This is a genomic window from Microbacterium sp. NPDC058269 (genome assembly GCF_042881445.1).
GTDB lineage: Bacteria > Actinomycetota > Actinomycetes > Actinomycetales > Microbacteriaceae > Microbacterium.
This window is the reverse complement of sequence record NZ_JBHVXT010000001.1, coordinates 318,171-342,856: the sequence shown is the minus strand read 5'-3', so window position 1 is coordinate 342,856 and position 24,686 is coordinate 318,171. Positions and strand designations below refer to the sequence as shown.

25 protein-coding genes and 1 tRNA gene are annotated in these 24,686 nt (G+C 67.2%); 11 read left to right on the top strand and 15 right to left on the bottom strand.

Features of this window, described 5'->3' with window-relative positions; translation table 11 throughout:
- Nucleotides 1-59: 59 nt before the first annotated feature.
- The 4 genes from ACFVWL_RS01610 to ACFVWL_RS01595 all read right to left on the bottom strand — a co-directional run bounded on the left by ACFVWL_RS01610 (nucleotide 60) and on the right by ACFVWL_RS01595 (nucleotide 3,707).
- Complete coding sequence (locus ACFVWL_RS01610) at nucleotides 60-1,145, bottom strand: hypothetical protein (protein ID WP_387177697.1); 1,086 nt, start codon at nucleotides 1,143-1,145, stop codon at nucleotides 60-62.
- Between the two features lie 422 nt (nucleotides 1,146-1,567).
- On the bottom strand, nucleotides 1,568-1,921 hold the full coding sequence (locus tag ACFVWL_RS01605) for a helix-turn-helix domain-containing protein (protein ID WP_387177695.1): 354 nt from the start codon (nucleotides 1,919-1,921) through the stop codon (nucleotides 1,568-1,570).
- Nucleotides 1,902-3,020, bottom strand: coding sequence for a tyrosine-type recombinase/integrase (locus tag ACFVWL_RS01600; RefSeq protein ID WP_387177693.1), 1,119 nt, complete (start codon nucleotides 3,018-3,020; stop codon nucleotides 1,902-1,904). The genes ACFVWL_RS01605 and ACFVWL_RS01600 overlap by 20 nt, the downstream gene beginning before the upstream one ends.
- 48 nt (nucleotides 3,021-3,068) lie before the next feature.
- Nucleotides 3,069-3,707 carry an SOS response-associated peptidase family protein gene (locus tag ACFVWL_RS01595; protein ID WP_387177691.1) on the bottom strand — a complete coding sequence of 213 codons (639 nt, stop codon included), beginning with the start codon at nucleotides 3,705-3,707 and terminating at the stop codon, nucleotides 3,069-3,071.
- A gap of 200 nt (nucleotides 3,708-3,907) precedes the next feature.
- Here ACFVWL_RS01595 and ACFVWL_RS01590 point away from each other — a divergent pair, with 200 nt between their 5' ends.
- On the top strand, nucleotides 3,908-4,819 hold the full coding sequence (locus ACFVWL_RS01590; RefSeq protein ID WP_387180895.1) for a DMT family transporter: 912 nt from the start codon (nucleotides 3,908-3,910) through the stop codon (nucleotides 4,817-4,819).
- Nucleotides 4,820-4,823: 4 nt separating this feature from the next.
- On the opposite strand, the gene ACFVWL_RS01585 is transcribed toward ACFVWL_RS01590, so the two are convergent.
- Nucleotides 4,824-5,387 carry a nitroreductase family protein gene (locus tag ACFVWL_RS01585; RefSeq protein ID WP_387177689.1) on the bottom strand — a complete coding sequence of 188 codons (564 nt, stop codon included), beginning with the start codon at nucleotides 5,385-5,387 and terminating at the stop codon, nucleotides 4,824-4,826.
- Nucleotides 5,384-5,788, bottom strand: coding sequence for a peptide-methionine (R)-S-oxide reductase MsrB (gene msrB, locus ACFVWL_RS01580; RefSeq protein WP_387177687.1), 405 nt, complete (start codon nucleotides 5,786-5,788; stop codon nucleotides 5,384-5,386). Before msrB ends, ACFVWL_RS01585 begins: the two co-directional genes overlap by 4 nt.
- 71 nt (nucleotides 5,789-5,859) lie before the next feature.
- Between msrB and ACFVWL_RS01575 the strand changes: the two genes are divergently transcribed.
- The 4 genes from ACFVWL_RS01575 (at nucleotide 5,860) to groL (ending at nucleotide 9,522) form a co-directional block, all read left to right on the top strand.
- A complete protein-coding gene (locus ACFVWL_RS01575) occupies nucleotides 5,860-6,852 on the top strand; it encodes a DUF2332 domain-containing protein (RefSeq protein ID WP_387177685.1) in 993 nt (330 codons plus the stop codon).
- A 9-nt stretch (nucleotides 6,853-6,861) separates the two neighbouring features.
- A complete protein-coding gene (locus ACFVWL_RS01570) occupies nucleotides 6,862-7,119 on the top strand; it encodes a DUF3263 domain-containing protein (protein ID WP_387177683.1) in 258 nt (85 codons plus the stop codon).
- An 81-nt stretch (nucleotides 7,120-7,200) separates the two neighbouring features.
- The gene (locus ACFVWL_RS01565) at nucleotides 7,201-7,779 is read left to right on the top strand and encodes a LytR C-terminal domain-containing protein (RefSeq protein ID WP_387177682.1); all 579 of its coding nucleotides are present in this window, start codon (nucleotides 7,201-7,203) and stop codon (nucleotides 7,777-7,779) included.
- A gap of 123 nt (nucleotides 7,780-7,902) precedes the next feature.
- Nucleotides 7,903-9,522: a chaperonin GroEL gene (gene groL, locus ACFVWL_RS01560; RefSeq protein ID WP_387177680.1), complete on the top strand. Its 1,620-nt coding sequence runs from the start codon at nucleotides 7,903-7,905 to the stop codon at nucleotides 9,520-9,522.
- 67 nt (nucleotides 9,523-9,589) lie between these two features.
- Here the strand turns inward: groL and ACFVWL_RS01555 are convergent, their stop codons facing one another.
- The 3 genes from ACFVWL_RS01555 to ACFVWL_RS01545 form a co-directional block, all read right to left on the bottom strand.
- A complete protein-coding gene (locus ACFVWL_RS01555) occupies nucleotides 9,590-9,877 on the bottom strand; it encodes a WXG100 family type VII secretion target (RefSeq protein ID WP_387177678.1) in 288 nt (95 codons plus the stop codon).
- Between the two features lie 139 nt (nucleotides 9,878-10,016).
- Nucleotides 10,017-11,711, bottom strand: coding sequence for a sensor histidine kinase (locus ACFVWL_RS01550; protein WP_387177676.1), 1,695 nt, complete (start codon nucleotides 11,709-11,711; stop codon nucleotides 10,017-10,019).
- A gap of 61 nt (nucleotides 11,712-11,772) precedes the next feature.
- Complete coding sequence (locus ACFVWL_RS01545) at nucleotides 11,773-12,465, bottom strand: response regulator transcription factor (RefSeq protein ID WP_021199050.1); 693 nt, start codon at nucleotides 12,463-12,465, stop codon at nucleotides 11,773-11,775.
- 163 nt (nucleotides 12,466-12,628) lie between these two features.
- On the opposite strand from ACFVWL_RS01545, the gene ACFVWL_RS01540 reads away from it, so the two are divergent.
- Complete coding sequence (locus ACFVWL_RS01540) at nucleotides 12,629-13,675, top strand: CPBP family intramembrane glutamic endopeptidase (RefSeq protein ID WP_387177674.1); 1,047 nt, start codon at nucleotides 12,629-12,631, stop codon at nucleotides 13,673-13,675.
- A gap of 7 nt (nucleotides 13,676-13,682) precedes the next feature.
- Here the strand turns inward: ACFVWL_RS01540 and ACFVWL_RS01535 are convergent, their stop codons facing one another.
- Genes ACFVWL_RS01535 through ACFVWL_RS01525 form a run of 3 tightly spaced genes read right to left on the bottom strand, consistent with a single transcriptional unit; the run spans nucleotide 13,683 to nucleotide 17,356 of the window.
- Nucleotides 13,683-15,323, bottom strand: coding sequence for a DNA repair helicase XPB (locus ACFVWL_RS01535; protein WP_387177673.1), 1,641 nt, complete (start codon nucleotides 15,321-15,323; stop codon nucleotides 13,683-13,685).
- Between the two features lie 37 nt (nucleotides 15,324-15,360).
- Nucleotides 15,361-17,070 carry a helicase-associated domain-containing protein gene (locus ACFVWL_RS01530; RefSeq protein WP_387177671.1) on the bottom strand — a complete coding sequence of 570 codons (1,710 nt, stop codon included), beginning with the start codon at nucleotides 17,068-17,070 and terminating at the stop codon, nucleotides 15,361-15,363.
- A 10-nt stretch (nucleotides 17,071-17,080) separates the two neighbouring features.
- On the bottom strand, nucleotides 17,081-17,356 hold the full coding sequence (locus ACFVWL_RS01525) for a multidrug ABC transporter ATPase (protein ID WP_387177669.1): 276 nt from the start codon (nucleotides 17,354-17,356) through the stop codon (nucleotides 17,081-17,083).
- A 115-nt stretch (nucleotides 17,357-17,471) separates the two neighbouring features.
- On the opposite strand from ACFVWL_RS01525, the gene ACFVWL_RS01520 reads away from it, so the two are divergent.
- Both ACFVWL_RS01520 and ACFVWL_RS01515 read left to right on the top strand, forming a co-directional pair.
- A complete protein-coding gene (locus tag ACFVWL_RS01520) occupies nucleotides 17,472-17,852 on the top strand; it encodes a cold-shock protein (protein ID WP_387177667.1) in 381 nt (126 codons plus the stop codon).
- Nucleotides 17,836-18,429, top strand: a complete 594-nt coding sequence (locus ACFVWL_RS01515; protein WP_387177665.1) for a DUF3027 domain-containing protein — start codon at nucleotides 17,836-17,838, stop codon at nucleotides 18,427-18,429. Before ACFVWL_RS01520 ends, ACFVWL_RS01515 begins: the two co-directional genes overlap by 17 nt.
- 10 nt (nucleotides 18,430-18,439) lie before the next feature.
- Here ACFVWL_RS01515 and serC read toward each other — a convergent pair whose 3' ends face one another.
- Nucleotides 18,440-19,552 carry a phosphoserine transaminase gene (gene serC, locus ACFVWL_RS01510; RefSeq protein ID WP_387177663.1) on the bottom strand — a complete coding sequence of 371 codons (1,113 nt, stop codon included), beginning with the start codon at nucleotides 19,550-19,552 and terminating at the stop codon, nucleotides 18,440-18,442.
- 101 nt (nucleotides 19,553-19,653) lie between these two features.
- Between serC and ACFVWL_RS01505 the strand changes: the two genes are divergently transcribed.
- The 3 genes from ACFVWL_RS01505 (at nucleotide 19,654) to ACFVWL_RS01495 (ending at nucleotide 22,271) form a co-directional block, all read left to right on the top strand.
- Nucleotides 19,654-20,355, top strand: coding sequence for an iron dependent repressor, metal binding and dimerization domain protein (locus tag ACFVWL_RS01505; RefSeq protein ID WP_387177661.1), 702 nt, complete (start codon nucleotides 19,654-19,656; stop codon nucleotides 20,353-20,355).
- A 362-nt stretch (nucleotides 20,356-20,717) separates the two neighbouring features.
- Complete coding sequence (locus ACFVWL_RS01500; RefSeq protein WP_387177659.1) at nucleotides 20,718-21,464, top strand: M23 family metallopeptidase; 747 nt, start codon at nucleotides 20,718-20,720, stop codon at nucleotides 21,462-21,464.
- A gap of 309 nt (nucleotides 21,465-21,773) precedes the next feature.
- A complete protein-coding gene (locus ACFVWL_RS01495) occupies nucleotides 21,774-22,271 on the top strand; it encodes an HNH endonuclease (protein ID WP_387177657.1) in 498 nt (165 codons plus the stop codon).
- Nucleotides 22,272-22,350: 79 nt separating this feature from the next.
- Here the strand turns inward: ACFVWL_RS01495 and ACFVWL_RS01490 are convergent.
- Together ACFVWL_RS01490 and ACFVWL_RS01485 are read right to left on the bottom strand one after the other, a co-directional pair.
- Nucleotides 22,351-22,423 (bottom strand) — tRNA-Arg (locus tag ACFVWL_RS01490).
- A gap of 40 nt (nucleotides 22,424-22,463) precedes the next feature.
- Complete coding sequence (locus tag ACFVWL_RS01485) at nucleotides 22,464-24,650, bottom strand: MMPL family transporter (protein ID WP_387177655.1); 2,187 nt, start codon at nucleotides 24,648-24,650, stop codon at nucleotides 22,464-22,466.
- Nucleotides 24,651-24,686: the final 36 nt, after the last annotated feature.

Genomic DNA, 24,686 nt, shown 5'->3' with positions numbered 1-24,686 from the left:
TGAACCTGGTGGGCATCGCCCCGATGCGCACCGCATTTCGGATTAGTGGATGTCGCGCGTTAGGGACTACCGGTTTCCGTGGTGGGCCTGTTGCGGTCGAGCCTGTGGAACGTGTGTGGGGATTGCGTGTTGGTGGTGTCTTGTCGTAGGCCGGGGTAGTGGCGCCAGCTGCCGCCGGCATCGATGCTGCGTCGATAAGCGGTGTTGGTGGTGACGCCGACAACGTCGGCGACCACTGAGGCGGGGATGGTCTGTGCGAAGTGCTGTAGACGTGATGCGCGGAAATGTCGCAGACTGAAGCCGTGCTGTGACGCGACGCGTTCGATTGCCGAGGGCGTCAAGTGTTGATTTGGCATCGTGCCCGGAAACAGCCATCCCATTTCGTTGGGGTGGTGAAGGCGTCGAGCATCGAGTTCCTCCAGGTGTTGGCGGACGAGGGCCGCAAGCCGGGCGGGGAGGGCGATCGGCGTTTTCGCAAAGGTGACCGCTATCTGCGATGCGGACTCATGAACTTGTTCCCGGGTCAGGGCGACACTCGCTTCGACGGGTTGAGCGAAGACCAGGCTGAACAGCGTGATCAACCTCACGGGCAGCGGAAGAGCGCCATGCATGAACACCCGCTCGGTCAGTTCGTAGAGATCGTCGTCTGAGAGGTGGGCCACTGTGGCTTTGCTTCGTACCGGAGTCACGCTCACGTCCCGTGCGAAACCTTCTTTGACCGCCCAGGTCACGAACGGCCCGACCTGCTGACGCGTCTTGTTGCCGGATACGAATCGGTCGATCGCTGGTTGATCGACCGTTTGCATCGTCATGCCGTTCTGGTCGAGCCATTGCAGGAAGTCTGCGATCTGACGCAGCTGGCCTCGTCGGGCGCTAAAGATGCCTGCGGTCATCGTGCGGTTGTGGAGCATCCGACGAATGGCGGGTGCGAGACTCCAACGGAAGTATCTTCCGACAAGAACGGCGTGTGCGGTGGGCATCCTGGCGAGCAGGCGGTGTGCGTAGACGTCCAGGTCGTGGAGGAGAACATCGATCTCGGGGAGGACCCCGGCGCTGATAAGTGTGCGCCGGAGGTAGCGAACCTTTGTGGACTGTTCGAGGCGGTCGATTGTGCTGTGAGAGATCCATGCAGAGTCAGTGGCCATACCTCGCAGGGTGGAGGGGACCGGTTCCCGACGGATCCATTTCAGTACGCTTTCGCTACCACCCAAAGCGAGCAGGTAGGCGTGCAACGGTTCGAGAGGGCCGGCGATGTTGCCAGTACCGTCGTCAAGGAGTAGGCGCAGTCGATGATCGAGCCGGCATGGGGCGCACTGTGATCCCTGCAGCAGCCGCTCGCTCCCGCATGTCCGACAGCCAAACCGTCCAGGCTGTCCGATACACGCAGAGCAGACGATGAGTCCCGTGCTGTCGAGATGGCCGAGTACCCGCACCTGCGCGCACCGCGGACAGGGTTTCGGGTGGCGTCGGAGCCAGGAGTAGCACGGATTGCAGATCTGCCCACCGAGCAGTTGATACCGAGAGATCACGTCGCGGTGGCATCGATCGCAGTGTGGTGCGGGGCCGGTCACTGTTTCTGATCAGTCGGGCGGTGAATGCGCGCAGGGACAGGGCGCAGCGTCCCGATCGCGCCGGAAGTGGGCGCGGTTCCGTTCGCCCTACGTTTCGTAGAGGGGGCGGCCGCCCGCAATTCGATGAGGTCGTTCGGAGTGCAAGAGAAGATCCGGCAGAGCGCTGCGAGGACCGTCATGTTCAACCGGTCCGGCGTCTTGGTTACCAGACGAAAAACTTGCTCGCGAGACAGATTCACTCCCTGCGCCTGCAGCGGCTCACGCAGGTCCGTGGTGTGAAACATTCCTGCAGCGGCCATCACTGCCCGCAAGTTCCATTGGACCTGATGCTCAGAGTTGCTTGTCGTCATCGGTGCTCCCGTAGAGGCGGCTCAAGGCCTGCGTTACGACCCTGTTCTTGAAATCGTCGCCGACCGAAGTGTAGATCGCGGTGGTCGATGCATAGGCATGTCCGACTTGGTCCTGGACGAACCGTTCGGAGTATCCCCATTCGATCAGATTCGTCACGTATGTATGGCGCAGTGCGTGCAGGCTCAGCTCCTTTGGTAGCCCCACTTCGTCGCGAATGTCCGCGAACCTCAGATCCAAGTACCGCAAGGAGACGCGCGTGGCGCGCTCTGTGGGCCACACCGGTCCCGACAATGGGGCACCGTAGTGCGCACGATCGGTCTTCAACCACTGAAGGAGACCCTCGACCGCCCACGCGTACTCCGGCAACGCCAAGACAGTGCGACGCCTCGGTCCTGAACCTCGCGATCCTTTGCCCCACCGGACATAGATTGCCCCGCAGGTGCCGAACATCGGCGCAGAGGGGTTCGAGCGGAGATCCGGGACATCGAGGCCCACCGTCTCCGCGCGGCGAAGACCGAACGCATATGTCGTCTTGAAGATCACTGAGTCGCGCAGGGCCGACAATGCGCCCTTCCTCCCCGCCTGTTGGATACGGAGTACGCGCTCGTCAGCGGCCGCGAAGAATTGCTCAAGCTCGTCATAAGTCAACGCCCGGCGCTGCGGACGACCCTCGTACTCAGTGAGGTGGACAACAGTGTTCCAGTCGTGACAGATCTGCACAGGCGCGGCACCGAAGCGATCGCTGCAGACCTGTCGCCACCCATACCGGTCATCAACGAGGTAGTCGCAGAACATCCGCACCATGGTCTGATAGGCGCGCAACGTCGACTTCGCCAAGGGCGCCTGCCCAGAAACCGCATGAACGCTGAACGCCTCCAGATCTGACGAGGTCCACTCCCACGGGTAACTCTCCGCGAATCCTTGGAACCGGCGAAGAAACTTCATGCGAACTTCGATGGTCCGGCGCTCCAACCCGCGACTCTTCTGCTGTTCCGCCCAGGCCTCCAGCATCACGTCGAAGATGTACTGCTCCGCGTGCAGCGGTACGACGTTTTGTCGCAGTTGGAAAGGAACCGGCAAGGAAGTCAGCTCAGGCACTCACCCATGTTGCATTAGAAGCAACAATGATGCAACTGGAGCCTCAAGCTAGAAGAGTCGATCGTCCGCGCCTGCACTCTTGTCGGCAGAGTCGGGAGTGACCCGAATCCGCTCGTTGAGGGGCACCGAGGCGGCGATAGCTGCGTCGATCAACTCTCCGCCTCGACTCTCCGCTGTCAACCAGTCCTCAGTGAGGCCGGGGTTGATCAGGAGAGGCATTCGGTCGTGAACGTGCTCGAGGTGCGGGGACGCTGGCTGCATCACAAGGCTGTAACACGTGTATTCAGTCCCATCGCTCGCGAGCCCATGGCGCGTCACCGCGGCAACGCCAAGCAGGGCATCATCCACGGTGGCGAAATGGTGCCAGACCCGTGAAGGCTTGGACATCTCGCGCCAGAACGACATCGGAACGATTGCACGGTCAGGGAGCGGGCCCTTCACGTTTGCAAGACGCTCGGATCGAGTGTTGATAGAGGCGAAGCGCGCCGGAGCCCCACCGACCAGATACCCCCACCACCCCAGTTCCAGGGTCGACGATCCCGTGACGATAGGGTTCAGATTACGGAGATTCACTCCGGTCGGGCGGAGAATCTCACCGTCGTTGCCGGACGCCCAGGAACGCAGGCCATCAAGCACGTCCGCATCGAGAGCATCGCGATACTCGCGGTCATCGAACCGCGGATCCAAGCCATAACTCGCGCAGATCAGAAGCTCCTCACGTCGAACCGACACTGTCTTACCTGATTAATGCCTAGTTGGGGATCGAGACCGTAGCTCGCGCACATGCCGCCAGCGTAGCGCCGGGCTCCGACATTCGCGGGGAAGGGAGCGGCCACCGGCTCGGGTAGGGTCGACAGGTGCCAGAGCCCCGTCGACTTCCCGCCCCGGTGGCGCTCGGCGGTGCGGTCGCGATCGGCGTGATGACAGCGATCCAGGCGCGGATCAACGGTGTGCTGGGGGTGCGCGTCGACGACGGGATCGTCGCCGGGTTCCTCTCCTTCTCCGTGGGGCTTCTGGCGCTCGCGGTCGTCATCTCCTGTCTCCCGTCCGCTCGACGGGGTGTGGGGAGACTCCGGGCCGGCATCCGCCAGCAGACGATCCCGTTCTGGATGCTGCTGGGGGGCGTCTGCGGTGCGCTCACCGTCTCCACTCAGGGCCTCACCGCCGGTGTTCTCGGTGTCTCGCTGTTCTCCGTCGGAGTGGTGGCGGGGCAGACCCTGCACGGTCTCGTGCTCGATCGGATCGGCTTCGGACCGGCCGGAGTCGTCGCGGTCACGCCCGGTCGGGTGCTCGGTGGTCTGCTCGCGCTCGCCGCGGTCGGCATCTCGCTCTCCGGCGATGTGCTGGCGTCCGCGCCGCTCTGGATGCTCCTGCTGCCCTTCGCAGCGGGCGTCGGCATCGCATGGCAGGCGGCGACCAACGGGCGGCTGGCTCAGCGCGCGAGCTCGCCGCTGGCGGCGACGCTGATGAGCTTCATCGCCGGCACCGTGGTCCTCGCGCTGGCGTCGGGTGTGAGCATCGCTTTCCGTGGTGCCCCCGCGGCACTGCCCGCCGAGCCCTGGCTCTACCTCGGAGGCTTCCTCGGAGCCGGATACATCCTCCTCGGCACGTTCATCGTGGCCCAGACGGGTGTGCTGCTGATGGGTCTGGGGTCCGTGCTCGGGCAGCTGGTCACGTCGGTCGTGATCGACCTCCTGTGGCCGACGGCAGCCGGCCCCGCGCTCTGGCAGGTCCTCGCGATGGTCGTCGTCGCCGTGGCGTCGGTCGTCGTCGCCGTGCCGTGGCGGCGTCGGCGCTGACGGGCTACTTCTTCTTCGACTTCTTCGCGCTCGACTTCGGCATGCGGGTGACGAGCTTGCGGGCATCGACGGTCTTGCGTCGGCCCGGCTTCCTGCCCTCGGGTTTGCGCCCCACGTACAACCAGCCGAGCAGCTCCTCGTTCTTGCCGAGGCCGTGTGCCTTCGCGACCGCCTTGGCGCGCGTGTAGTGGCCCGTGCGCCAGATGACGCCCCAGCCGGCCTCGTCGAGGAGCAGGCTCAGCGTGTGCGCGACCCCGGAGGCGACGGCCTCCTGCTCCCACCGCGGTACCTTCTCGCTTTTCTGATAGCTCGCGACGACGGCGATGAGGAGCGGAGCACGAAGCGGCTTCGACGAGGGGGCGGAGTCGCCCTGGGTCTTGGCGATCGCCGCACCCAGCACCTCGCGATCGGTGCCACGCAGCTCGATCAGCCGCCATGGGCGCAGGGACGAATGATCGGCGACGCGACCGGCCGCGGCGACGAATGTGAGCAGCTCGTCGCGAGTCGGCGCCGAGTCTTCGACCTTCGACCAGGACTGCCGCGCGCGGACGGCGTCGAGGGCGCTCACGACGCGTCGGGGGTGAAGTTCAGGGCGATCGAGTTCATGCAGTAGCGGTCGCCCGTCGGTGTCCCGAACCCGTCGGGGAAGACGTGGCCGAGGTGAGATCCGCAGTTGGCGCAGCGCACCTCGGTGCGTACCATTCCGAGGCTGTCGTCTTCGATGAGCTCGACCGCGTCGGGACGGATCGACTCGTAGAAGCTCGGCCACCCGCATCCGGAATCGAACTTCGTGCCGCTCTTGAAGAGTTCGGCGTTGCATGCGCCGCACGTGTAGAGGCCCGCGCGCTCCTCGTCGAGCAGTTCGCCGGTCCAGGCCCGCTCGGTTGCGGCCTGACGCAGCACGGCGTACTGCTCATCGCCGAGCTCCTCGCGCCATTCGTCTTCGGTCTTGTCCACGCTGTACGACATGTGTCCTCCTGAGTCGCCTCCATTCTCCCCCGTGTGAAGAGGTCTCGGGTGCTCCGGGTCACAATGGACGGATGACGGATGCTGTGCAGGAGCGCTACGCACGATTCGCCCGTGACGAGGCCCCCGGACGCAGCGACGTCTACGCGGAGTGGGCCGCCGGCGTTGCGGCCGACGACGAGGTGCGGCGCGTCCTGCTGCGGATTCCGGAGACGCGGAGGCAGCCGCCCCTCGTGTTCGCCGTGACGCGAATGCTCGGGGCCGGGCTCTCGGGCTATGCGCGATGGCGGGACTTCGTGCTCCGCAATGCCGAAGAGGTGGTCGAGGAGTGCGCGAGCCGCAGTCTGCAGACCAACGAGCCGCTCCGCCTCGCTGCGCTGCTCCCCGTGCTGTCCGAGGTGAGCGGTCCGATCGCGTTGCTGGAGGTCGGAGCGTCAGCGGGCCTCTGCCTCTATCCCGACCGCTACTCGTATCGGTTCGTAGAGGAGGACGGAGGGCTCCGGGTCGCGCTCGACCCTGCAGGCGGGCCGTCGACGGTCGTGCTCGAGAGCAGAGTGACCGGCCCGCTGCCGCCGTTGCGGATACCGGAGGTCGTCTGGCGGGCGGGAATCGATCTGGCGCCGCTCGACCCCGGGGACGAACGGGACCGGCGATGGATGCGCGGACTCGTGTGGCCGGGGGAGACGGGGCGGGAGGAGCGGATCGACGCCGCGCTGGACATCGCTGCATCCGATCCTGCCCTGCTCGTCGCCGGCGATGCCGTCGAGGAGCTCGAGGCGCTCGCGGCCACGGCACCGCCGGATGCGACGCTCGTCATCACCACTCCCGGTGTGCTGGCGCACATCCCGCGCGAGCGGAGGAACACGCTGGTCGAGCGCATCTCCGCTCTGGACGCGCGCTGGATCACGATCGATCCTCCCGGTCTGCTCGATGTCTGGAATCCGACGGTGGATGCGGACACCTGGAGGGGGTTCGTCGTCGCACTCGACGGGAGAGTGCGCGCGGCCGCGGATCCGCTCGGGGGCTGGTGGGAGTGGCGCACGGACCTCCCGACGGTTGCGTCCTAACCTGGACTCATGCTCGGAGATCTCACGGAGCGCGACCGCGCGATCCTCGCCATGGAGGTCGCCTGGCCCCGCCATGGCTCGGCCAAGGAAGAGGTCATCCGCGCCCAGCTGGGCATGAGCTCGGCTCGTTACTACCAGCTTCTCGGGCGATTGATCGAGTCGGAGGCCGCCCTGGAATACGACCCGATGCTGGTGCGGAGACTGCGTCGGATCCGGGATTCACGTGCCAGACAGCGCTCGGCCCGAACGCCGGGTTTCGTCGGCTGAGGGGATCCGTCGACGGCCTTCGGTGTCGGGTGTTCCGTGCCGCGGAACGGATTGCCAGGAAGGTGCCGCTAGCATCGAGGGGTGTCCAAGCCCTCCCGCGATCGCTTCGATGACGTTCCCCGTTCCTCCGGACGGGTAGGAGCGCACCGCGCCGAAGCTCCGGGGATGAACGGCTGGGTCGTGCTGCTGTGGTCCTTCGTCGCCGCCCTCGTGCTCATCATCGCGGGGATCTTCGGCTCCCTGGTGGTGATGGGGCGCATCTCCCTCTTCCCCGAAGCCGCACCCACCTCCGTCCCCACCCCGGTCGAGACCGGCGTGGTGGACACCTCGATCTCCGTGATGATCCTCAACGGCACGCCCGATGAGGGGCTCGACACCCAGATGCGGGAAGTGCTCATCAACAACGGATGGGCAGCGGGCACCGTCTTCGCCGGCGACAGCTCCAGTCAGGACTTCGCGACCACGACGGTCTTCTACGTCAATGACGAGGACGAGCTCGCTGCGATCGGATTGGCGAACCTCCTCGGCGGTGCAGCCGTGCAGCAGAGCGACTACTACTCCGGTCAGACGGAGGACGGGCAGAAGCAGTTCACGGTGGTGATCGGCCTCGATCGATCGAGCTCGCCGCCCGAGACGCCCGGAGAGACTCCGGCCCCCTGACCTCGGGAACGCCGCGCCTCCGGCGGCTTGCACTCGAAGGTGTCGAGTGCCAGAATGGCGTTAGCACTCTCTTACTCTGAGTGCTAAACCCAACGTCTACGTCCAGGAGGGACGAAAAAACTCATGGCAAAGATCATTGCTTTCGATGAGGAGGCCCGCCGCGGCCTCGAGCGCGGCCTGAACATCCTCGCCGACGCGGTCAAGGTCACCCTCGGCCCGCGCGGCCGCAACGTCGTTCTCGAGAAGAAGTGGGGCGCCCCCACCATCACGAACGACGGTGTCTCCATCGCCAAGGAGATCGAGCTGGACGACCCGTACGAGAAGATCGGCGCGGAGCTCGTCAAGGAGGTCGCCAAGAAGACCGACGACGTCGCAGGTGACGGCACCACGACCGCCACGGTGCTCGCTCAGGCTCTGGTCCGCGAGGGTCTGCGCAACGTCGCAGCCGGCGCCGACCCGATCTCGCTCAAGCGCGGTATCGAGAAGGCCGTCGCCGCGATCACCGAGGAGCTGCTCGCCAGCGCCAAGGAGATCGACTCGAAGGAGCAGATCGCCGCCACGGCTTCGATCTCCGCCGCTGACCCCGCCATCGGCGAGCTCATCGCCGAGGCGATCGACAAGGTCGGCAAGGAGGGCGTCGTCACCGTCGAGGAATCGCAGACGTTCGGCACCGAGCTCGAGCTCACCGAGGGCATGCGCTTCGACAAGGGTTACCTGAACCCCTACTTCGTCACGGACCCGGAGCGCCAGGAAGCGGTCTTCGAGGACCCGTACATCCTCATCGCGAACCAGAAGGTCTCCAACATCAAGGACCTCCTGCCCATCGTCGACAAGGTGATCCAGGACGGCAAGGAGCTCGTCATCATCGCCGAGGACGTCGAGGGCGAGGCTCTCGCGACGCTCGTGCTGAACAAGCTCAAGGGCATCTTCAAGTCGGTCGCCGTCAAGGCTCCCGGCTTCGGCGACCGCCGCAAGGCGCAGCTGCAGGACATCGCGATCCTCACCGGTGGTCAGGTCATCACCGAAGAGGTCGGCCTGAAGCTCGAGAACGCCACGCTCGACCTGCTGGGTCGTGCACGCAAGGTCATCGTCACCAAGGACGAGACCACCATCGTCGAGGGTGCCGGCGAGGCGGACCAGATCGAGGGTCGCGTCACGCAGATCCGTCGCGAGATCGAGAACACCGACAGCGACTACGACCGCGAGAAGCTCCAGGAGCGCCTGGCGAAGCTCGCCGGTGGCGTCGCCGTCATCAAGGCCGGAGCCGCGACCGAGGTCGAGCTCAAGGAGCGCAAGCACCGCATCGAAGACGCCGTTCGCAACGCGAAGGCAGCCGTCGAGGAGGGCATCGTCCCCGGTGGCGGCGTCGCGCTCATCCAGTCGGGCACCAAGGCTCTCGACGCTCTCTCGCTCTCGGGCGACGAGGCGACCGGCGCGAACATCGTCCGCGTCGCGATCGAGGCTCCGCTCAAGCAGATCGCGCTGAACGCCGGTCTCGAGCCGGGTGTCGTCGCGAACAAGGTCTCCGAGCTTCCCTCGGGTCAGGGCCTCAACGCGGCCACTGGCGAGTACGTCGACATGTTCGCTGCGGGAATCATCGACCCGGCGAAGGTGACCCGTTCGGCGCTGCAGAATGCAGCCTCGATCGCGGCCCTCTTCCTCACCACCGAGGTCGTCGTCGCCGACAAGCCGGAGAAGGCTGCTGCTCCGATGGGTGACCCGTCGGGTGGCATGGACTTCTGATCCGGCTCTCCTGACAGAACGCCCCCGGCTTCGGCCGGGGGCGTTCTGCGTTGGTGGCGCGAGGGCGTCAGCGGAACAGGCTGGCGGAGTACTGATCGGCGTCCGCATACTGGGTCGCGACCGACCCCAGGGAGGTGCCGATCGACTCGAGCACCTGCTCCACGTGGATCTGTGCGCCCTGCCACTGCTCCGCGCAGGTCTGGAAGGCGTTGGAGGCCGTGCCGGACCAGGTCGACTGCAGCTGCCGGAGCTGAGCCATCAGGGTCGCGGATTCGTTCTGCAAACGCTCGATGGTGGCGCGTGTCGCGCCGTGGGCCGCATGGACGGCCTCGGTGTCGACGGTGAAGACAGACATGGGAACTCCTTCTCGTTGGAGTTCCGAGGCTAGGCGGGCGCCGGCACCGAGATTTTCGGTCATGGCGGGAGCCGCCGTCCGCTGTGTGCAACCGGCGCACGACAACGGCGGTGCAGAAGTGCAGGTCGACCGGCAGGGCCTAGGGCAGGTCGATGCGGTCCAGGGGCTGCGTGTCTTCGAGGAGGTGTGCCGGAGTGGCCCGTGCCGGTGCGAGGGGAAGCGTCACGGTGAACGTCGCCCCACCCCCCGGGGTCTCCGATACGTCGACCCCGCCGTGCAGTGCCTTCAGGATCGACGCGACGATCGCGAGTCCGAGACCCGAGCCTCCGGTCTCCCGCGCGCGCGAGGTGTCAGCCCGCCAGAAGCGCTCGAAGATCTGCTCCCGGATCTGCGGCGGGATCCCCTCGCCATGATCGACGATGGCGATGCTCGCCGTCCCTGCGACACGGTCCGAATCGACGACGATCTCGATCGGTCCGTCTTCGGGGGAGAAGCGGCGGGCGTTGCCCAGCAGGTTCGTGACGACCTGACGCACCTTGTTCTCTTCGCCGAGCACGATCGGCGGCGTGCGCACCGGGAGATCGGGGACCTCGGTGAAGTCGATCACGGGGGCCTGCTCCTGCTGCCGCGGGCGTCGGCGCAGGCGCGAGAGGGTGGTGCGGGACAACCCGCGCGGGGCCGGCGGCTGCGGAGGCTGCAGCGGCGGGATCTCCGGCAGAGGGATCACGGTCTTGCTGTCTGCGGTGCGGTCGATCACCGTGACCGTGCGCCCCGGGGCGGCGGCGCGCAGGTCGAGCGCGGCATCCCTCGCGATGGGTCGCAGGTCGAGAGGCACGATCTCCGGCTCGCGCTCCTCGTCCAGCCGGGCCAGCGCCAGGAGATCCTCCACCAGGACACCCATCCTGATGGCCTCCTTCTCGATGCGCTCCATGGCGCGGGCGGTGTCCTCCTCGCCCTTGATCGCCCCCATCCGATACAGCTCCGCGTAACCGCGGACGCTCACCAGCGGAGTGCGCAGCTCGTGGCTCGCGTCGCCGATGAAGCGACGCATGTGCTGCACGGTGCGGTCCCGCTGCGCGAGCGACCGGTCGACGCGATCGAGCATCGTGTTGATAGCGGTGTTCAGCCGGCCGACCTCCGTAGTCGGCTCGAGGTCGGTCAGTCGCTGCCGGAAGTCGCCGGCCGCGATCGACATGGCCGTGGCCTCGACCTGCCCGAGCCTGCGGAAGGTGAGGGTCACGAGTCCGCGGGTGAGGAGGGCGGCGATCAGGATCGTGATCAGCGCGATCGTGATGTAGATGCCGAAGTACTGGCTGATGATGCGATCCGCAGGGGCGAGGGGAAGAGCCACCAGCTGGATGCGCAGGACCCCGCCCTCCGAGGGGACGACGGCGACGGCAGCGTGGAAGAGTTCGCCGTCGGATCCCGTCATCTCGAGCGGGATCTGATCGGTGTTGGCTGTGGCCTTCGCGAGGGAGTACTGCGAGGGGAAGAGAGGAGCCTGGCCCGACGTGCCGCGTGCCGTCGCTCGGAGCTCGCCCGTCGCATCGTAGATCGCGAAGGAGAAGTCGCGGGGCTGCTCGTCACGGGGGCTGTAGGTCGTGACCCCATCGACCGTCACGGTGTCGAAGTAGCGATCGACCAGGTCGCTCGACACGAGGGCGGGCAGTTGGGCGTCGATGTTGGCGACCAGGGCGTTGCGCAGGATCGGCACCGTGCCGATACCCGCGACGAGGAGGCCGAGGGCGAGGACCGCGACCGTGACACCGGTGACCTTCGCACGGAGGCTGATGCGCCGCCACCAGCTTGTGACCGCATCGGGCTTGTGCGCCATGCGGTCCTCCCTGGTGCGGCGACTCCGCCGCGGGGCGGCGTCGATGGTGGTGCGGTGGTCGTCAGACCGTCTTGCCGACCTTGAGCATGTAGCCGAAGCCGCGCTTGGTCTGGATCAGCGACTCTTCGGTGTGCGGATCGATCTTGCGACGGAGGTACGAGATGTAGCTCTCCACGATGCCGGCATCGCCGTTGAAGTCGTACTCCCACACGTGGTCGAGGATCTGGGCCTTCGACAGTACGCGGTTCGGATTGAGCATCAGGTAACGGAGCAGCTTGAACTCGGTCGGGCTGAGCTCGATCGGCTCCTTGCCGACGTGGACGTCGTGCGTGTCCTGGTCCATGGAGAGCTCGCCGGCGCGGATGATCGACTCCTCGTCGGCCTGCATCGTACGGCGGAGGATCGCCTGAGCCCTGGCGACGATCTCGTCAAGGCTGAACGGCTTCGTGACGTAGTCGTCGCCGCCGGCGTTGAGGCCCTCGATCTTGTCTTCGGTCCCGTCCTTCGCCGTGAGGAAGAGGATCGGGGCGGTGAAGCCCGCGCCGCGAAGGCGCTTGGTCACGCTGAACCCGTTCATATCGGGCAGCATGACGTCCAGGATGATGAGGTCCGGCTCCTCTTCGAGGACGGCCGAGATCGTGGCGGCGCCGTTGGCGACCGTCTTCACCTGGAATCCGGCGAAGCTGAGCCCCGTGGAGAGCAGGTCACGGATGTTGGGTTCGTCGTCGACGACCAGGATGCGCGGAGCAGTCATGTCCCCATTATGGTGACTCCGGCCATGTGGATGCTGACTATTGTGCGGAACGGCGTGGACTGGCCCGGTCGGGCCCCGTCGAACACACCGTCCTCGGACGTCGAGAACAGAGTTCGTCCCGCGGTCGGATGCGCCGCACAGCTGTACCGGGGAGGATCGAGGTATGAGTTCCAACGAGGACGCCCACGCCGCCCCCGGAAACACCGTCATCCCCGGCGTCCCCGCCGCACGCGCCCTGCCCGAGGTCGAGCAGATCGCCTACCACCGGCTGGCGCACCTGCGGCCGCGATATCGCTGGTGGCGGATGCTGCTGACCGGGCTGGTCGGCGTCGCGCTCTATATCGCGATCCTGCTGATCGTGATCGTGCCCCTGGTCATCGTGTCGATGTTCGTCCCGGGCTGGGGCATCGAATCGCAGACGCTCCTCACGACCTCGCAGTTCTTCGACCTCGATCGGCCCTGGCTGCTGGTCGCACTGGTGCTGCCGCTGATCCTGATGATTCCCGCGCTGCTGCTGGCCTCGCGCATCGTCGAGGGACGCGGAGTCGGTCTGCTGTCCTCCGTCACCGGTCGCCTGCGGATGGCGTGGTTGGGAAAGAGCCTGCTGCTGGCGCTGACCGTGTTCGTCGTCTACTTCGCCGTCGTGCTGGGCTGGTCGGCGCTGAGCGGCGAAACCGTGTCGGCCGACTTCTCCCACCCGGGGCTCTGGACCATGGTGCTGCTCGTGCTGCTGCTGATCCCGCTCCAGGCCGCGGCGGAGGAGTACGTGTTCCGCGGATATCTGATGCAGCTGGTCGGGAGCTGGCTGCGTCATCCGGCCTTCGCCATCCTCCTGCCCGTTCCGATCTTCGTCCTCGGTCACGGGTACGACATCTGGGGTGCGGCCAGCGTGGGTATTTTCGCGATCGTCGCTGCCTGGCTGACGTGGCGCACGGGTGGGCTCGAAGCGGCGATCTCGCTGCACATCGTCAACAACGTGCTCATCTTCCTGCTCGGCTCCGTCACGCTGGTCGACGCCAACGCGTCGTCGGGCACGGCGGTCGACCTGTTCGCCTCAGCGCTGGCGATGGTCGTCTACGCTCTGCTCGCCGACCGCTGGGCGGCGAGACTCGGAATCGCGCGGACGGCGCGAGGAGCGTCGGTCCCCGCCGGCCCGAGCGGAACACATCAGCTCGGCACCATGCTGCACGGCCGGTCCGCTCGCGCGTGATCCAGTCTCAGGCGGCGATCGCGTCCGAGTCCATGATCGTGTAGCTGTATCCCTGCTCGGCCAGGAAGCGCTGGCGGTTCTGCGCGTAGTCCTGATCGATCGTGTCGCGGGCGACGAGCGTGTAGAAGCTCGCGGTGTGCCCGGACTGCTTCGGACGCAACAGGCGGCCCAGTCGCTGGGCCTCCTCCTGACGCGATCCGAACGACCCGGACACCTGGATGGCGACGGAGGCCTCGGGGAGGTCGATCGAGAAGTTCGCCACCTTGGAGACGACGAGGAGCGAGATGTCGCCCTCGCGGAAGGCGCGGTACAGCTCTTCGCGCTCGTCGACCGGGGTCGCACCGGTGATCTGCGGTGCGTTCAGGGCCTCGGAAAGCGACTCGAGCTGATCGAGGTACTGTCCGATCACGAGGATTCGCTCGCCCTCGTGCTTCGCGATGAGCTCGCGCACGGCCTGGACCTTGGCGGGCGCGGAGGCCGCGAGCCGATACCGTTCGTCGTCGGTCGCGGCGGCGTACTCGAGCCTGTCGCTCGGCGGAAGGTCGACGCGCACCTCATAGCAGGCGGCGGGGGAGATGAAGCCCTGCGCCTCGATCTGCTTCCACGGAGCGTCGAAGCGCTTCGGCCCGATCAGGCTGAAGACGTCGCCTTCGCGCCCGTCCTCGCGCACGAGGGTGGCCGTGAGACCGATGCGGCGACGCGCCTGCAGGTCGGCGGTGAGCTTGAACACCGGTGCCGGCAGAAGGTGGACCTCGTCGTACACGATGAGACCCCAGTCGAGGGCGTCGAGCAGCGCCAGGTGCGCGTACTCGCCCTTACGTTTCGCGGTCAGGATCTGGTAGGTCGCGATCGTGACGGGTTTGACCTCTTTGGCCTGTCCCGAGTACTCGCCGATCTCCTCGGGGGTGAGGCTGGTGCGCTTGAGCAGCTCATCACGCCACTGCCGGGCCGACACGGTGTTCGTGACGAGGATCAACGTCGTCGTCTTGGTCGCGGCCATCGCGCCGGCGCCCACGATCGTCTTGCCGGCGCCGCAGGGAAGCACGACCACCCCGGAGCCGTCCTTCGAGAAGGCGTCGACGGCATCCTGCTGGTAGGGGCGGATGTGCCAGCCGTCTTCGGCGAGGTCGATCTCGTGCGGGGTGCCCGGGGTGTATCCGGCGAGGTCTTCTGCGGGCCAGCCGATCTTCAGCAGTTCCTGCTTGATCTGCCCGCGCGCCCAGGCGTCGACGACGAACGTCTCCGGCGTCGGGTGCCCGATGAGCAGCGGTTGGATGCGCTTGTTGTTCGCGACCTGTGCCAGCACGGCGGGGTCGGAAGAGCGCAGGATGAGCGTTCCCTCGTCATCGCGTTCGATGACCAGCCGTCCGTAGCGGTTCACCGTCTCCCGCAGGTCGACCGACACGGAGGGCGGCACCGGGAAGCGCGACCAGCGGTCCAGCGTCTCGAGCATGTCCTCAGCGGTGTGGCCTGCTGCTCTGGCGTTCCACAGCCCGAGACGCGTGATCCGGTACGTGTGGATGTGCTCGGGAGCGCGTTCCAGCTCGGCGAAGATCGCCAGCTCGTGGCGGGCGCTCTCGGCGTCGGCGTGGGCGACTTCGAGCAGCACGGTGCGATCGCTCTGGACGATCAGTGGGCCATCAGACATAGCTCACCAGTTTAGCGGTCGACTGACCTGCAGGGCCCTACGGCGCGACGATCGTCGCTGTGAGGATGCTCGACACCGGCAGAGTGCGTTCCACATCGGCCGCGCGGTCTCGTCCGCGGAGTCTGCCGCCCCCGATACCCGTCGCCTCCAGGAGGAGCTCTCTCGTGGATCCGTCGGGCATCCCGACCGTGACCTGCAGGACGGACTTCGCGCGCACCGCCGCTTCGAGTTCGCGATCGAGCCACGCGGCATCCGCATCGGCTCCCTGGTGCGAGCGCAGCCGAGCGATGAGGGGCATCAGATCGGTGGAGTCACCGGTCGATGCCTGTGCAGGAGGAGCCGGGTGTCGCTCTCGGACGAGCAGGGCTCCGTCGGAGCCGACGAGCGTCGCCGGGTACCGCGCATCCGTGAGCGCCCAGTACACCGTGTCACGGCCGACGCGGGTGGTCAGCGAGTCGAGGTGCGGGCTGAGGGCGAGGGGGCGCAGGGACTGGTCGACGGCCATCGCCTGGATGAGGTGCGAGTCGGAACTCTCGATGCGCGTGCGTCCCGTCTCGTCGTCGGTCGAGACGCGGACCAGACCGTGCCGTTGGGCGGTCTGCGCGATCAGGTAGCTCAGGGGCTGCGGGAGTCCCGTGAGAGAGATGGAGGAGAGGAATTCGAGGATCGACTCCTCGGTCTCGCCGGCGACGAACGCGTGCGCCACGGACTCGGAGGTGAAGCGATACGACGACGCCTGCGCTGCGGACTCACGCGCGGCGATCGTACGCAGCCGCACATCCAGCGCCGGCTCCAGCGGGCCGGGCGCGATCGCCGTCAGGTCGTTCTGCAGGAAGATCCGATCGACCTCGGTCGGCAGCAGTGCCACGAGTGCTTCGGGATCTGCGGCCTTTCCGTGTCGCAGACCCACGGCCCATTCGGGCTCGCTCCCGTCCTCCGCGATCAGGCCGAGGAGGGCCGCCGCATCGTGGAGGGTGCGCGAACGCTCGGGCCACGCAGGATCCCAAGGGTGCGCGGAGATCCAGGCCTGTGGCGGTATCCACCCACCGGTCTCGGAGCGGACGCCGCGCGGGAGAGCATCGCGGAAGGCCGTGGCCAGGGCCGCCCAGCGGTCGGCGGCGGAGGATCGCAGCCAGTCCTCTGCGGACTGGCTCGATCGCAGCCGTCGATCCGCCGACACGGCGAGTCCGGACTGGAGCGCGAGCGCCGCGAGGGTGTCGACGATCTCGGCGGGGACCCCGGCCTCGGCGAGCTGACGTTTCTCCCCCGCGCTGACGCCGCCACCGGTGAGCAGGGCGAACGGGCTCTCCCTCGCGATCAGAAGCACGTCGGCGAGGACGGACACGGTCGTGAAGGCGCGCTCCGCTGCGTGCGCTGCGGCGGTGACCGAGGAGGGCGGCGCGGAGGCCTCCGAGGGTGGGCGGGCGGCAGAGCGTCCGGTGATGGCGGCCACCACGGGCGGATAGGGGGTCCCGTCGGGTCGCAGCAGCGCGAGCGCAGTCAGCTGCTCCCGCTCCGGTCCGGCATCCTGTCCGGAGGCAGCAGCGAGAAGGGCGTTCGCCTCCGAGGCCGTGAGCGAGGGGAGGGTGCGGGTCAGTGAGGCCGGATCGAGCAGAGCCTCCGCAGCATCGAAGAGGTCCTGCCATGGGGCATCCGGTCGCACGGCTCGTGCACGGAAGAGGTGGAGGAGGTCATCGTCGCTCGCCGCGGCCAGCCAATCCGCCAGCGGTCGCGCGTGAGTGCTCATGGCCGATGCCTCAGGAACGCGAAGACGCGCGGCCCTTCCGGATGAAGCTCATCGTGAGGAGCGCGATGATCATGAGGAACGCGACCGGCAGTCCCCAGTACGGGATCGCGGCGATGACCGGCCAGACACCCTCACCGAATGCGGCCTGACCCATCCCGAGTGCGGTGCCGATGATGATCGCGAAGAAGCACACCACCGACGCGGCGGCGATTCCGAGCGCGGTGAACGCCAGGATACGATCCAGCCGGCGGATGGGAACCTCCGGTTCCGAATTCTGCGTGCTCATCCGCATCAGCCTACTCGCACTGGGGCCTTCGGCTCTGCGCGCCGCGACAGGTAGGCTGGGGGCACGCGCAGGAGCGCGTCATTGTTCTGCATATCGATCCCAGCGAGGTTCTCCCATGCCCACCGGCAAGGTCAGGTTCTACGACGAAGAGAAGGGTTTCGGCTTCATCGCCAGCGATGACGGCCAGGACGTCTTCCTGCACGCCTCGGCGATGCCCACCGGCACCGCGGTCAAGGCCGGTGCGCGCGTGGAGTTCGGCGTGGCCGACGGCAAGCGCGGACTCCAGGCGCTGTCGGTGCGTGTGCTCGAGGCGCCGCCCAGCCTCTCGAAGGCGAAGCGCAAGCCGGCCGACGACATGGCCATCATCGTCGAAGACCTCGTGAAGCTGCTCGACGGCATCGGCGGGGATCTGCGCCGGGGTCGCTACCCCTCATCCGGCCAGGGTCGCAAGATCGCCGCCGTCCTGCGCAAGGTCGCTGATGACCTCGAAGCCTGACGCCGACGCGCGTCTCCTCGATGCCCACGACCTCGCGCTGGCCGCGCTGGCCGAGATCACTCCTGCGTCGACCGTCGGCCCCGCCGCCGGATATCTCGCTGAGGAAGACGGTTCGGTCTCGCTGCGTTTCGAGAACCGGCTCGCCGGCTACCCGGGGTGGTTCTGGACGGTGACCGTCGCCCGTGTCGAGGGCGAGGAGCCGACGGTCCTCGAAGTCGAACTCCTCCCTGGAGACGGCGCGCTGCTCGCGCCGGAGTGGGTGCCCTGGGCCGAGCGCCTGGCTGAATACCGTGCGCATCAAGTCGAACTCGCCGAGGCCGCCGCGGCCGCCGGTGACGACGTGGTGCCCGGGGAGGATGAGCTCGCCGCCGAAGAGGATGAAGATCTCGACGACGACGATCTCGACGACGACGACGACGACGGCGAAGCGGACATCCTGCATGCCGGCGACCTGGACGGCGTCGACATCGACGAGCTCGACGATGCAGGCGCCGACGACGAAGAGTCGGACGAGTCGGAAGACGACGACGCCGACGCCCTCGATGAGGACGCCGGCGAGGTCGACGAGGAGGAGTGACCCGAGGCGCTCAGGCGCCCAGGTTCTCCAGCACGTACTCGATCGATCGGGTCAGCTGGCGCACATCGTCCGGTTCGATCGAGACGAACGTCGCCACCCGCAGCTGGTTGCGACCGAGCTTGCGGTACGGCTCCGTGTCGACGATGCCGTTGGCGCGGAGCGTCTTCGCGATCACTGCAGCATCGACGCTGTCGTCGAAGTCGATCGTGGCGACCACGGGGGAGCGGTGCGCGGCCTCCGTGACGAAGGGCGTCGCGACGGCGGAGGCCTCGGCCCAGTCGTAAAGAACCGAGGACGACTCGGAGGTGCGGGCAGCCGCCCAGGCGAGACCGCCGTTGTCGAGGATCCAGCGAAGCTGGCTGTCGAGCAGGTGCAGGGTCGTGAGCGCCGGAGTGTTCAGCGTCTGATTGAGTCGCGAGTTGTCGACTGCGTTCTTCAGGCTCAGGAACTCGGGGATGTAGCGGTCTGATGCGGCGATGCGCTCGATGCGCTCGACCGCGGCCGGTGAGACGGCGGCGAACCACAGGCCACCGTCGGAACCGAGGTTCTTCTGCGGAGCGAAGTAATAGACGTCGGCCTGCGAGGCGTCGAAGTCGATACCGCCCGCGGCGCTCGTGGCATCGATGACGGTGAGTGCGCCATCGGCGGCGATCCGCTGGATCGGTGCGGCGACGCCGGTCGAGGTCTCGTTGTGCGGCCAGGCGTACACGTCGACGCCCTCCACCACCTCGGCGACCGTCAGCGAGCCGGGCTCGGCCTTGCGCACCTCGGGGGCCTCGAGCCAGGGCGCGCCGGCTGCGGCGGCGAACTTACCCCCGAATTCGCCGAACACGAGGTTCTGGCTGCGTCGCTCGATGAGGCCGAAGGCCGCCGCGTCCCAGAAAGCCGTCGATCCGCCGTTGCCCAGGATGATCTCGTAACCCTCAGGTACACGGAACAGGGCGGCGAGCTGCTCGCGGACGCTGCCGACGAGGTTCTTCACCGGCGCCTGACGGTGGGAGGTGCCGAGGATCGTCGCCCCCGAGGAGACCAGTGCCTCGAGCTGCGCAGGGCGCACCTTCGAGGGACCGCAGCCGAAGCGGCCGTCGATGGGCAGGAGGTCACGGGGAATCTCGATCGCCATGCGTCGATTCTAGGGGGCGTGCGGCGTGCCGCAGGACCGCGCGCGAGTCCGATGTCCGCCCGGGAATGTAGGCTTGCCTAAGAACCTCGGAGGGCCTGCACATGACCGATCTGATCGACACCACGGAGATGTATCTCCGCACCATCCTCGAACTCGAGGAGGAGAACATCGTGCCGCTGCGCGCGCGCATCTCCGAGCGACTCGGCCACTCCGGTCCGACCGTCTCGCAGACGGTCGGTCGCATGGAACGCGACGGGCTCGTCATCGTCTCGGAAGACCGCACGCTCGAGCTCACCGACGCCGGCCGCCGCAAGGCCGTCGACGTGATGCGCAAGCACCGTCTCGCCGAGCGGCTGCTCTCCGATGTCATCGGGCTCGACTGGGCGTTCGTGCATGAAGAGGCCTGCCGCTGGGAGCACGTGATGAGCGAGCAGGTCGAGCGTCGCCTCGTCGAGCTGCTCGGGCACCCGACCGAGTCGCCGTACGGCAACCCGATCCCCGGACTCGACCAGCTCGGAGACATGCCCGCTCGCACCTTCGACGAAGGCGTCATCGGACTTGTCCAGCGTCTCAATGCCGCGGGCGAGCCCGTCGAGGGTACGGTCCGTCGTCTGGCCGAACCTGCTCAGGTCGATCCTGAACTGCTCGAGCAGCTGCGCGACGCGGGCGTCGTGCCCGGAGCACACGGCGACTTCCGCTTCAGCGAGGGGTACGTCCTCATCCAGATGGATGGAAAAGACGATGGTCTCGAGCTCCCTGTGGAGCTGGCCTCGCACATCTTCCTGGTAGGCGAACCCGCCTGATCGCGCCCGAAATCCGGCGACGATGTCGACGTGAAGAAACGACGCCGGTCGGCTTCTGCGACGATTGTCAGTTTCCCAGGGTGACATGATCGTTATCTTCCGGTAACCTCGGTCAGGTCGCCAGCGAAGAAGCCCGCTGGAGATGAACCCGCGAAGATCGCCTTCCAGGCTCGTCGTCTTCACGGCAAGAACGCACAAAGTACCCGAGCTACATTCGTGCCACGAGAGCAGAGTGCCGACGAGCCAGCGCTAACCCGAACAGCGCGAGGGCCCAGGAGGACCAAGTTTTGGCCGCAGACATCGAACCGCCCGCGAAGAAGACATCTGAAGAAAGAGTACCCGCCCGCCGAACCGGCGCGCGCATGAGTGCTCGAAAGGCCGTCAAGCCGCTCCGCTCCATCGCCATCTTCGGGGCCGTCGGTGCACTGGTCGCCGGGATCGCCCTGCCTGCCTTCGCTTCGTCGAAGCCGAGCGAGGCGGCACCGACCACCCTCCAGCAGCTCGCCGCCGTCGACGCGCAGTCGCTCGTCGTCGCTTCGCAGGCCACTGCGGCACCGCTCGCCCGCGGCACGTTCAGCGCCACGACCCCCGAGGAGATCGCGAAGAAGAAGGCAGAGGAGGCCGCCGCTGCGCGCGCCGCCGCCGCCGCTTCCACCGCATCGACCACCTCCTCCCGTTTCAACACCGCGGGCTACGCGCTCACCTCGCCGGGTTCGGGCGAAGTGCGTTACCCGCTTCCGATGGGTTCGTGGAACGTCAGCCGCACGGTGGGCGGTGGGCACAACGGTGCCGACATGCTCGCCCCCGCCGGCACGCCGATCTACGCGGCCGCCGCCGGTGTCGTCCGCGCTTCCGCCGAGAGCATCGGCGGCTACGGCGTCGCCGTGATGCTGGACAGCGTCGTGGGCGGACAGCGTCTGCAGACCACATACGGCCACATGCTCTACGGCTCGCGTCAGGTGCAGGTCGGACAGACGGTCTCCGCCGGGCAGCTGATCGGTTACGTCGGCAGCACGGGTCGCTCGACCGCTAACCACCTCCACTTCGAGGTCTGGATCAACGGCGGACTCGTCGAGCCGATGTCGTGGCTCTCGGTCAACGCCGGCTGATTTTCGGACACGCTTCTCTCCATTCACCCGCCGTTTCGCCGCGTACCCAGCGAGATGGGTTAGCCTGATCCCGTTGTCGTACAGGTGGGAGAGGCTGATGGAGCGAATACCGACCATCCGAACCATGGATGCCCTCGGTCGTCACGTCCTTCTGCATAGCCCGCAGGGACGCCACGGCGTTGCCGTGCGCGAAAGGCGCTGTCTTTAGACGGCGCCTTTTTTCGTCCCCGCGATCGATCTGCCTCCTGCACGACCTCGTGTGAGTCGAGAGTGCCGGGAAGCCGTCCCGGCGGATCGAGAGGATGACGAATGCGCACACTGGTCCTGAATGCCGGATACGAGCCGCTCGCGATCGTGTCGTTCAAACGAGCCCTGGTGCTGGTGATGAACGACAAGGCGACCGTGATCGAACGCGTGGAGGAAGACCCCGTCTGGGGCACGCACGGCGTCTACGATCGCCCTGCGGTCATCATCCTGGCGCGTTACGTCCGCGTCCCGTCGAGCAGGCGCGTGCCGGTCACGCGACGCGGAGTGCTCCGCCGGGACAACCACCGCTGCGGCTACTGCGGGAAGGCCGCATCGACGATCGACCACGTGCTGCCGCGCTCTCGCGGGGGAGCGGACTCCTGGGAGAACCTCGTCGCCTGCTGCCTGCGCTGCAACAACGTCAAGAGCGACCGCACGCCGCAGGAGATGCGCTGGCAGCTGCGCTTCACCCCCCGGCCTCCGCACGGCACCGCATGGACCGTGCGCGGAACCGAACGCAGCGACCCCCGATGGGAGCCGTACCTCGCACTGGCCGCGTAACACACGGGGGGCCGCAGACGACAGCCGACGACGCGCAGAAGGGGAGCCACCCGGAGGGCGGCTCCCCTTCTGCGCATCGTGCCCGCGACAGGATTCGAACCTGCGACCTGCCCTTTAGGAGAGGGCTGCTCTATCCCCTGAGCTACGAGGGCGTGCATCCAGTCTAAGCGACCGGATGCACGCCGCCACGTCTCAGTCCTCGCCACGCCGCCACAGCTTCGACGGCCACCAGATCGCCTTGCCGATGTCGTAGGCCAGCGCCGGGACCAGCAGCGAGCGCACGACGAAGGTGTCGAGAAGCACCCCGAAGGCGACGATGAAGGCCAGCTGCACGAGGAACAGGATCGGGATCACCGACAGCGCAGCGAAGGTCGCCGCGAGGACGAGGCCCGCCGACGTGATGACGCCACCGGTGATCGAGAGCCCGCGCAGGATCCCCTCCCGCGTTCCGTGCGCCTTCGACTCCTCGCGGACACGGGTCATCAGGAAGATGTTGTAGTCGATGCCGAGCGCGACGAGGAAGACGAAACCGAACAGCGGCACTGCGGGATCGGCGCCGGGGAAGGCGAAGATCCCGTTGAAGACGAGAGCCGAGACTCCCATCGCGGTGCCGAAGGAGAGCACCGTCGTGAGGATCAGCAGCACCGGCGCGAGGATCGCACGCAGCAAGAGCATCAGGATGAACATGATCACGACGAGGATGACCGGAATGATGAGGTTCCGGTCGTGGATCGAGGCGTCATTGGTGTCGATAGAGGTGGCGGTGACACCGCCGACGAGCGCATCCATCCCGTCGAGGTCGCTGCGGAGCTCGCGCACGGTCGATGCCGCGGCCTCTGAGTCGGCGGCATCGGTGAGAGTCCCCTGCAGGAGGACCTCGCCCTTCACCGTCGTCGGTTCAGGGGCCGGCGTGCCAGGAGGGCCGACGGCCGTGACGCCGTCCTCGGTCACAGGCGCCGCGCCGCTCGGCGAGTCGGCCGCCGTGACGGAGACCGCGTCGATGCCGTCGTTCGCGAGCAGGACGTCGGCGGCGTCCTGCAGCTGCTCTTCGGCTACGACGACATAGACGGGGCTGCCGGATCCGCCGGGGAAGTGCTCGCCCAGCGCCACCTGGCCGTCGCGCGCCTCCGAAGCGCCGAGCACCAGATCGGACTGCGGCACACCGTTCGCGTCGAGCTGGGTGATTCCCGCGGCCCCGGCGAGCAGGACGAGCGTCGTCACGATCCAGATCACCCGCGGGCGACGCTTGATGAGGCCCGCGAGCCGTGCCCACAGACCCGTCGTGCGCATGCCGTGCTCTGCAGCGACGACCTCCGGCTCGAAACGGGGGCGTCGCGGCCAGAACACCGCGCGACCGAAGAGCAGGAGCAGCGACGGCAGCAGGGTCAGCGCCGAGAGCATCGCGAACACGATCCCGATCGCCGCGACCGGCCCCAGCGTGCTGTTCGACTTCAGATCGCTCAGCAGCAGGCACAGGAGCCCTGCGATCACCGTGCCGCCCGACGCGACGATCGGCTCGACGGAGCCCTTCCACGCCTTCATGACCGCAGTTCCCTTGTCCTGCGCGACGCGGAGTTCCTCGCGGAAGCGCGCCACGAACAGCAGGGCGTAGTCGGTGGCGGCGCCGATCACGAGGATGAAGAGGATTCCCTGTGTCTGACCGCTGAGCAGCAGGACCTCGAACTTCGCGAGCCACCAGACCACGAGCAGTGCGACGCAGAGGGCGAACAGGCTGGTCGACAGGACGACGAGAGGGAGCAGGAACGATCGGTAGACCAGCACCAGGATGACCAGCACAGCGAGAAGCGCGACGCCCAGCAGCAGCCCGTCGATACCGGCGAACCCCGCGACCAGGTCGGCGCTGAACCCGGCGGGTCCCGTGATGTAGACGGTGACCCCGTCGGGCACGGCGGCGCGCAACTCGTCACCGAGAGCGGTCGTCGCATCCGCCAGCTCGGCATCGGAGTCGATCGGGATGAAGGCCTGCACCGCGCGCCCGTCGTCGGAGGGGAGTGCGGGGGAGACATCGTCGCCGACGCCCTCGATCTTCGGCGCATCCGCGACGGCTTCGGAGATCGCGTCCAGCTCTGCAGCGGTGAGGGTGTCGTCGGAGGTGAACACGGCGATCGCCGGGATCGAGTCGCTGTCGTTGAACTCGCCGAGCAGCTTCTGCACCTGGGTGGCATCCGCCGACTCGGGGAGGTAGGTGGTCTGCTCATTGGAGGACACCTCGTCGACCTTGCCGAACAGCGGTCCGCCGAGCGAGGCGCCCACCAGCCAGACGAGGATCAGCGCCACGGGGAGGAAGACGCGCACCCAGGAGTGTCGTCGAGAACGCTCCCTCGTGGGCGGGGTCGGCGTGGCATCGGGGCGGGACATCGGGTTCCTTTCGGGGAGTGCTTCGGGAGAGGCGGA

What these genes read in the sequence shown, in the direction of transcription:
- ACFVWL_RS01545 (WP_021199050.1), bottom strand. Translation starts at nt 12,465, where the DNA reads ATGACTGCTCCGCGCATCCTGGTCGTCGACGACGAACCCAACATCCGT.
- ACFVWL_RS01540 (WP_387177674.1), top strand. Translation starts at nt 12,629, where the DNA reads ATGAGTTCCAACGAGGACGCCCACGCCGCCCCCGGAAACACCGTCATC.
- ACFVWL_RS01575 (WP_387177685.1), top strand. Translation starts at nt 5,860, where the DNA reads ATGACGGATGCTGTGCAGGAGCGCTACGCACGATTCGCCCGTGACGAG.
- ACFVWL_RS01570 (WP_387177683.1), top strand. Translation starts at nt 6,862, where the DNA reads ATGCTCGGAGATCTCACGGAGCGCGACCGCGCGATCCTCGCCATGGAG.
- ACFVWL_RS01555 (WP_387177678.1), bottom strand. Translation starts at nt 9,877, where the DNA reads ATGTCTGTCTTCACCGTCGACACCGAGGCCGTCCATGCGGCCCACGGC.
- ACFVWL_RS01610 (WP_387177697.1), bottom strand. Translation starts at nt 1,145, where the DNA reads ATGGCCACTGACTCTGCATGGATCTCTCACAGCACAATCGACCGCCTC.
- ACFVWL_RS01520 (WP_387177667.1), top strand. Translation starts at nt 17,472, where the DNA reads ATGCCCACCGGCAAGGTCAGGTTCTACGACGAAGAGAAGGGTTTCGGC.
- groL (WP_387177680.1), top strand. Translation starts at nt 7,903, where the DNA reads ATGGCAAAGATCATTGCTTTCGATGAGGAGGCCCGCCGCGGCCTCGAG.
- ACFVWL_RS01525 (WP_387177669.1), bottom strand. Translation starts at nt 17,356, where the DNA reads ATGAGCACGCAGAATTCGGAACCGGAGGTTCCCATCCGCCGGCTGGAT.
- ACFVWL_RS01515 (WP_387177665.1), top strand. Translation starts at nt 17,836, where the DNA reads ATGACCTCGAAGCCTGACGCCGACGCGCGTCTCCTCGATGCCCACGAC.
- ACFVWL_RS01605 (WP_387177695.1), bottom strand. Translation starts at nt 1,921, where the DNA reads ATGACGACAAGCAACTCTGAGCATCAGGTCCAATGGAACTTGCGGGCA.
- ACFVWL_RS01550 (WP_387177676.1), bottom strand. Translation starts at nt 11,711, where the DNA reads ATGGCGCACAAGCCCGATGCGGTCACAAGCTGGTGGCGGCGCATCAGC.
- ACFVWL_RS01485 (WP_387177655.1), bottom strand. Translation starts at nt 24,650, where the DNA reads ATGTCCCGCCCCGATGCCACGCCGACCCCGCCCACGAGGGAGCGTTCT.
- ACFVWL_RS01500 (WP_387177659.1), top strand. Translation starts at nt 20,718, where the DNA reads ATGAGTGCTCGAAAGGCCGTCAAGCCGCTCCGCTCCATCGCCATCTTC.
- msrB (WP_387177687.1), bottom strand. Translation starts at nt 5,788, where the DNA reads ATGTCGTACAGCGTGGACAAGACCGAAGACGAATGGCGCGAGGAGCTC.
- ACFVWL_RS01495 (WP_387177657.1), top strand. Translation starts at nt 21,774, where the DNA reads ATGCGCACACTGGTCCTGAATGCCGGATACGAGCCGCTCGCGATCGTG.
- ACFVWL_RS01535 (WP_387177673.1), bottom strand. Translation starts at nt 15,323, where the DNA reads ATGTCTGATGGCCCACTGATCGTCCAGAGCGATCGCACCGTGCTGCTC.
- ACFVWL_RS01530 (WP_387177671.1), bottom strand. Translation starts at nt 17,070, where the DNA reads ATGAGCACTCACGCGCGACCGCTGGCGGATTGGCTGGCCGCGGCGAGC.
- serC (WP_387177663.1), bottom strand. Translation starts at nt 19,552, where the DNA reads ATGGCGATCGAGATTCCCCGTGACCTCCTGCCCATCGACGGCCGCTTC.
- ACFVWL_RS01505 (WP_387177661.1), top strand. Translation starts at nt 19,654, where the DNA reads ATGACCGATCTGATCGACACCACGGAGATGTATCTCCGCACCATCCTC.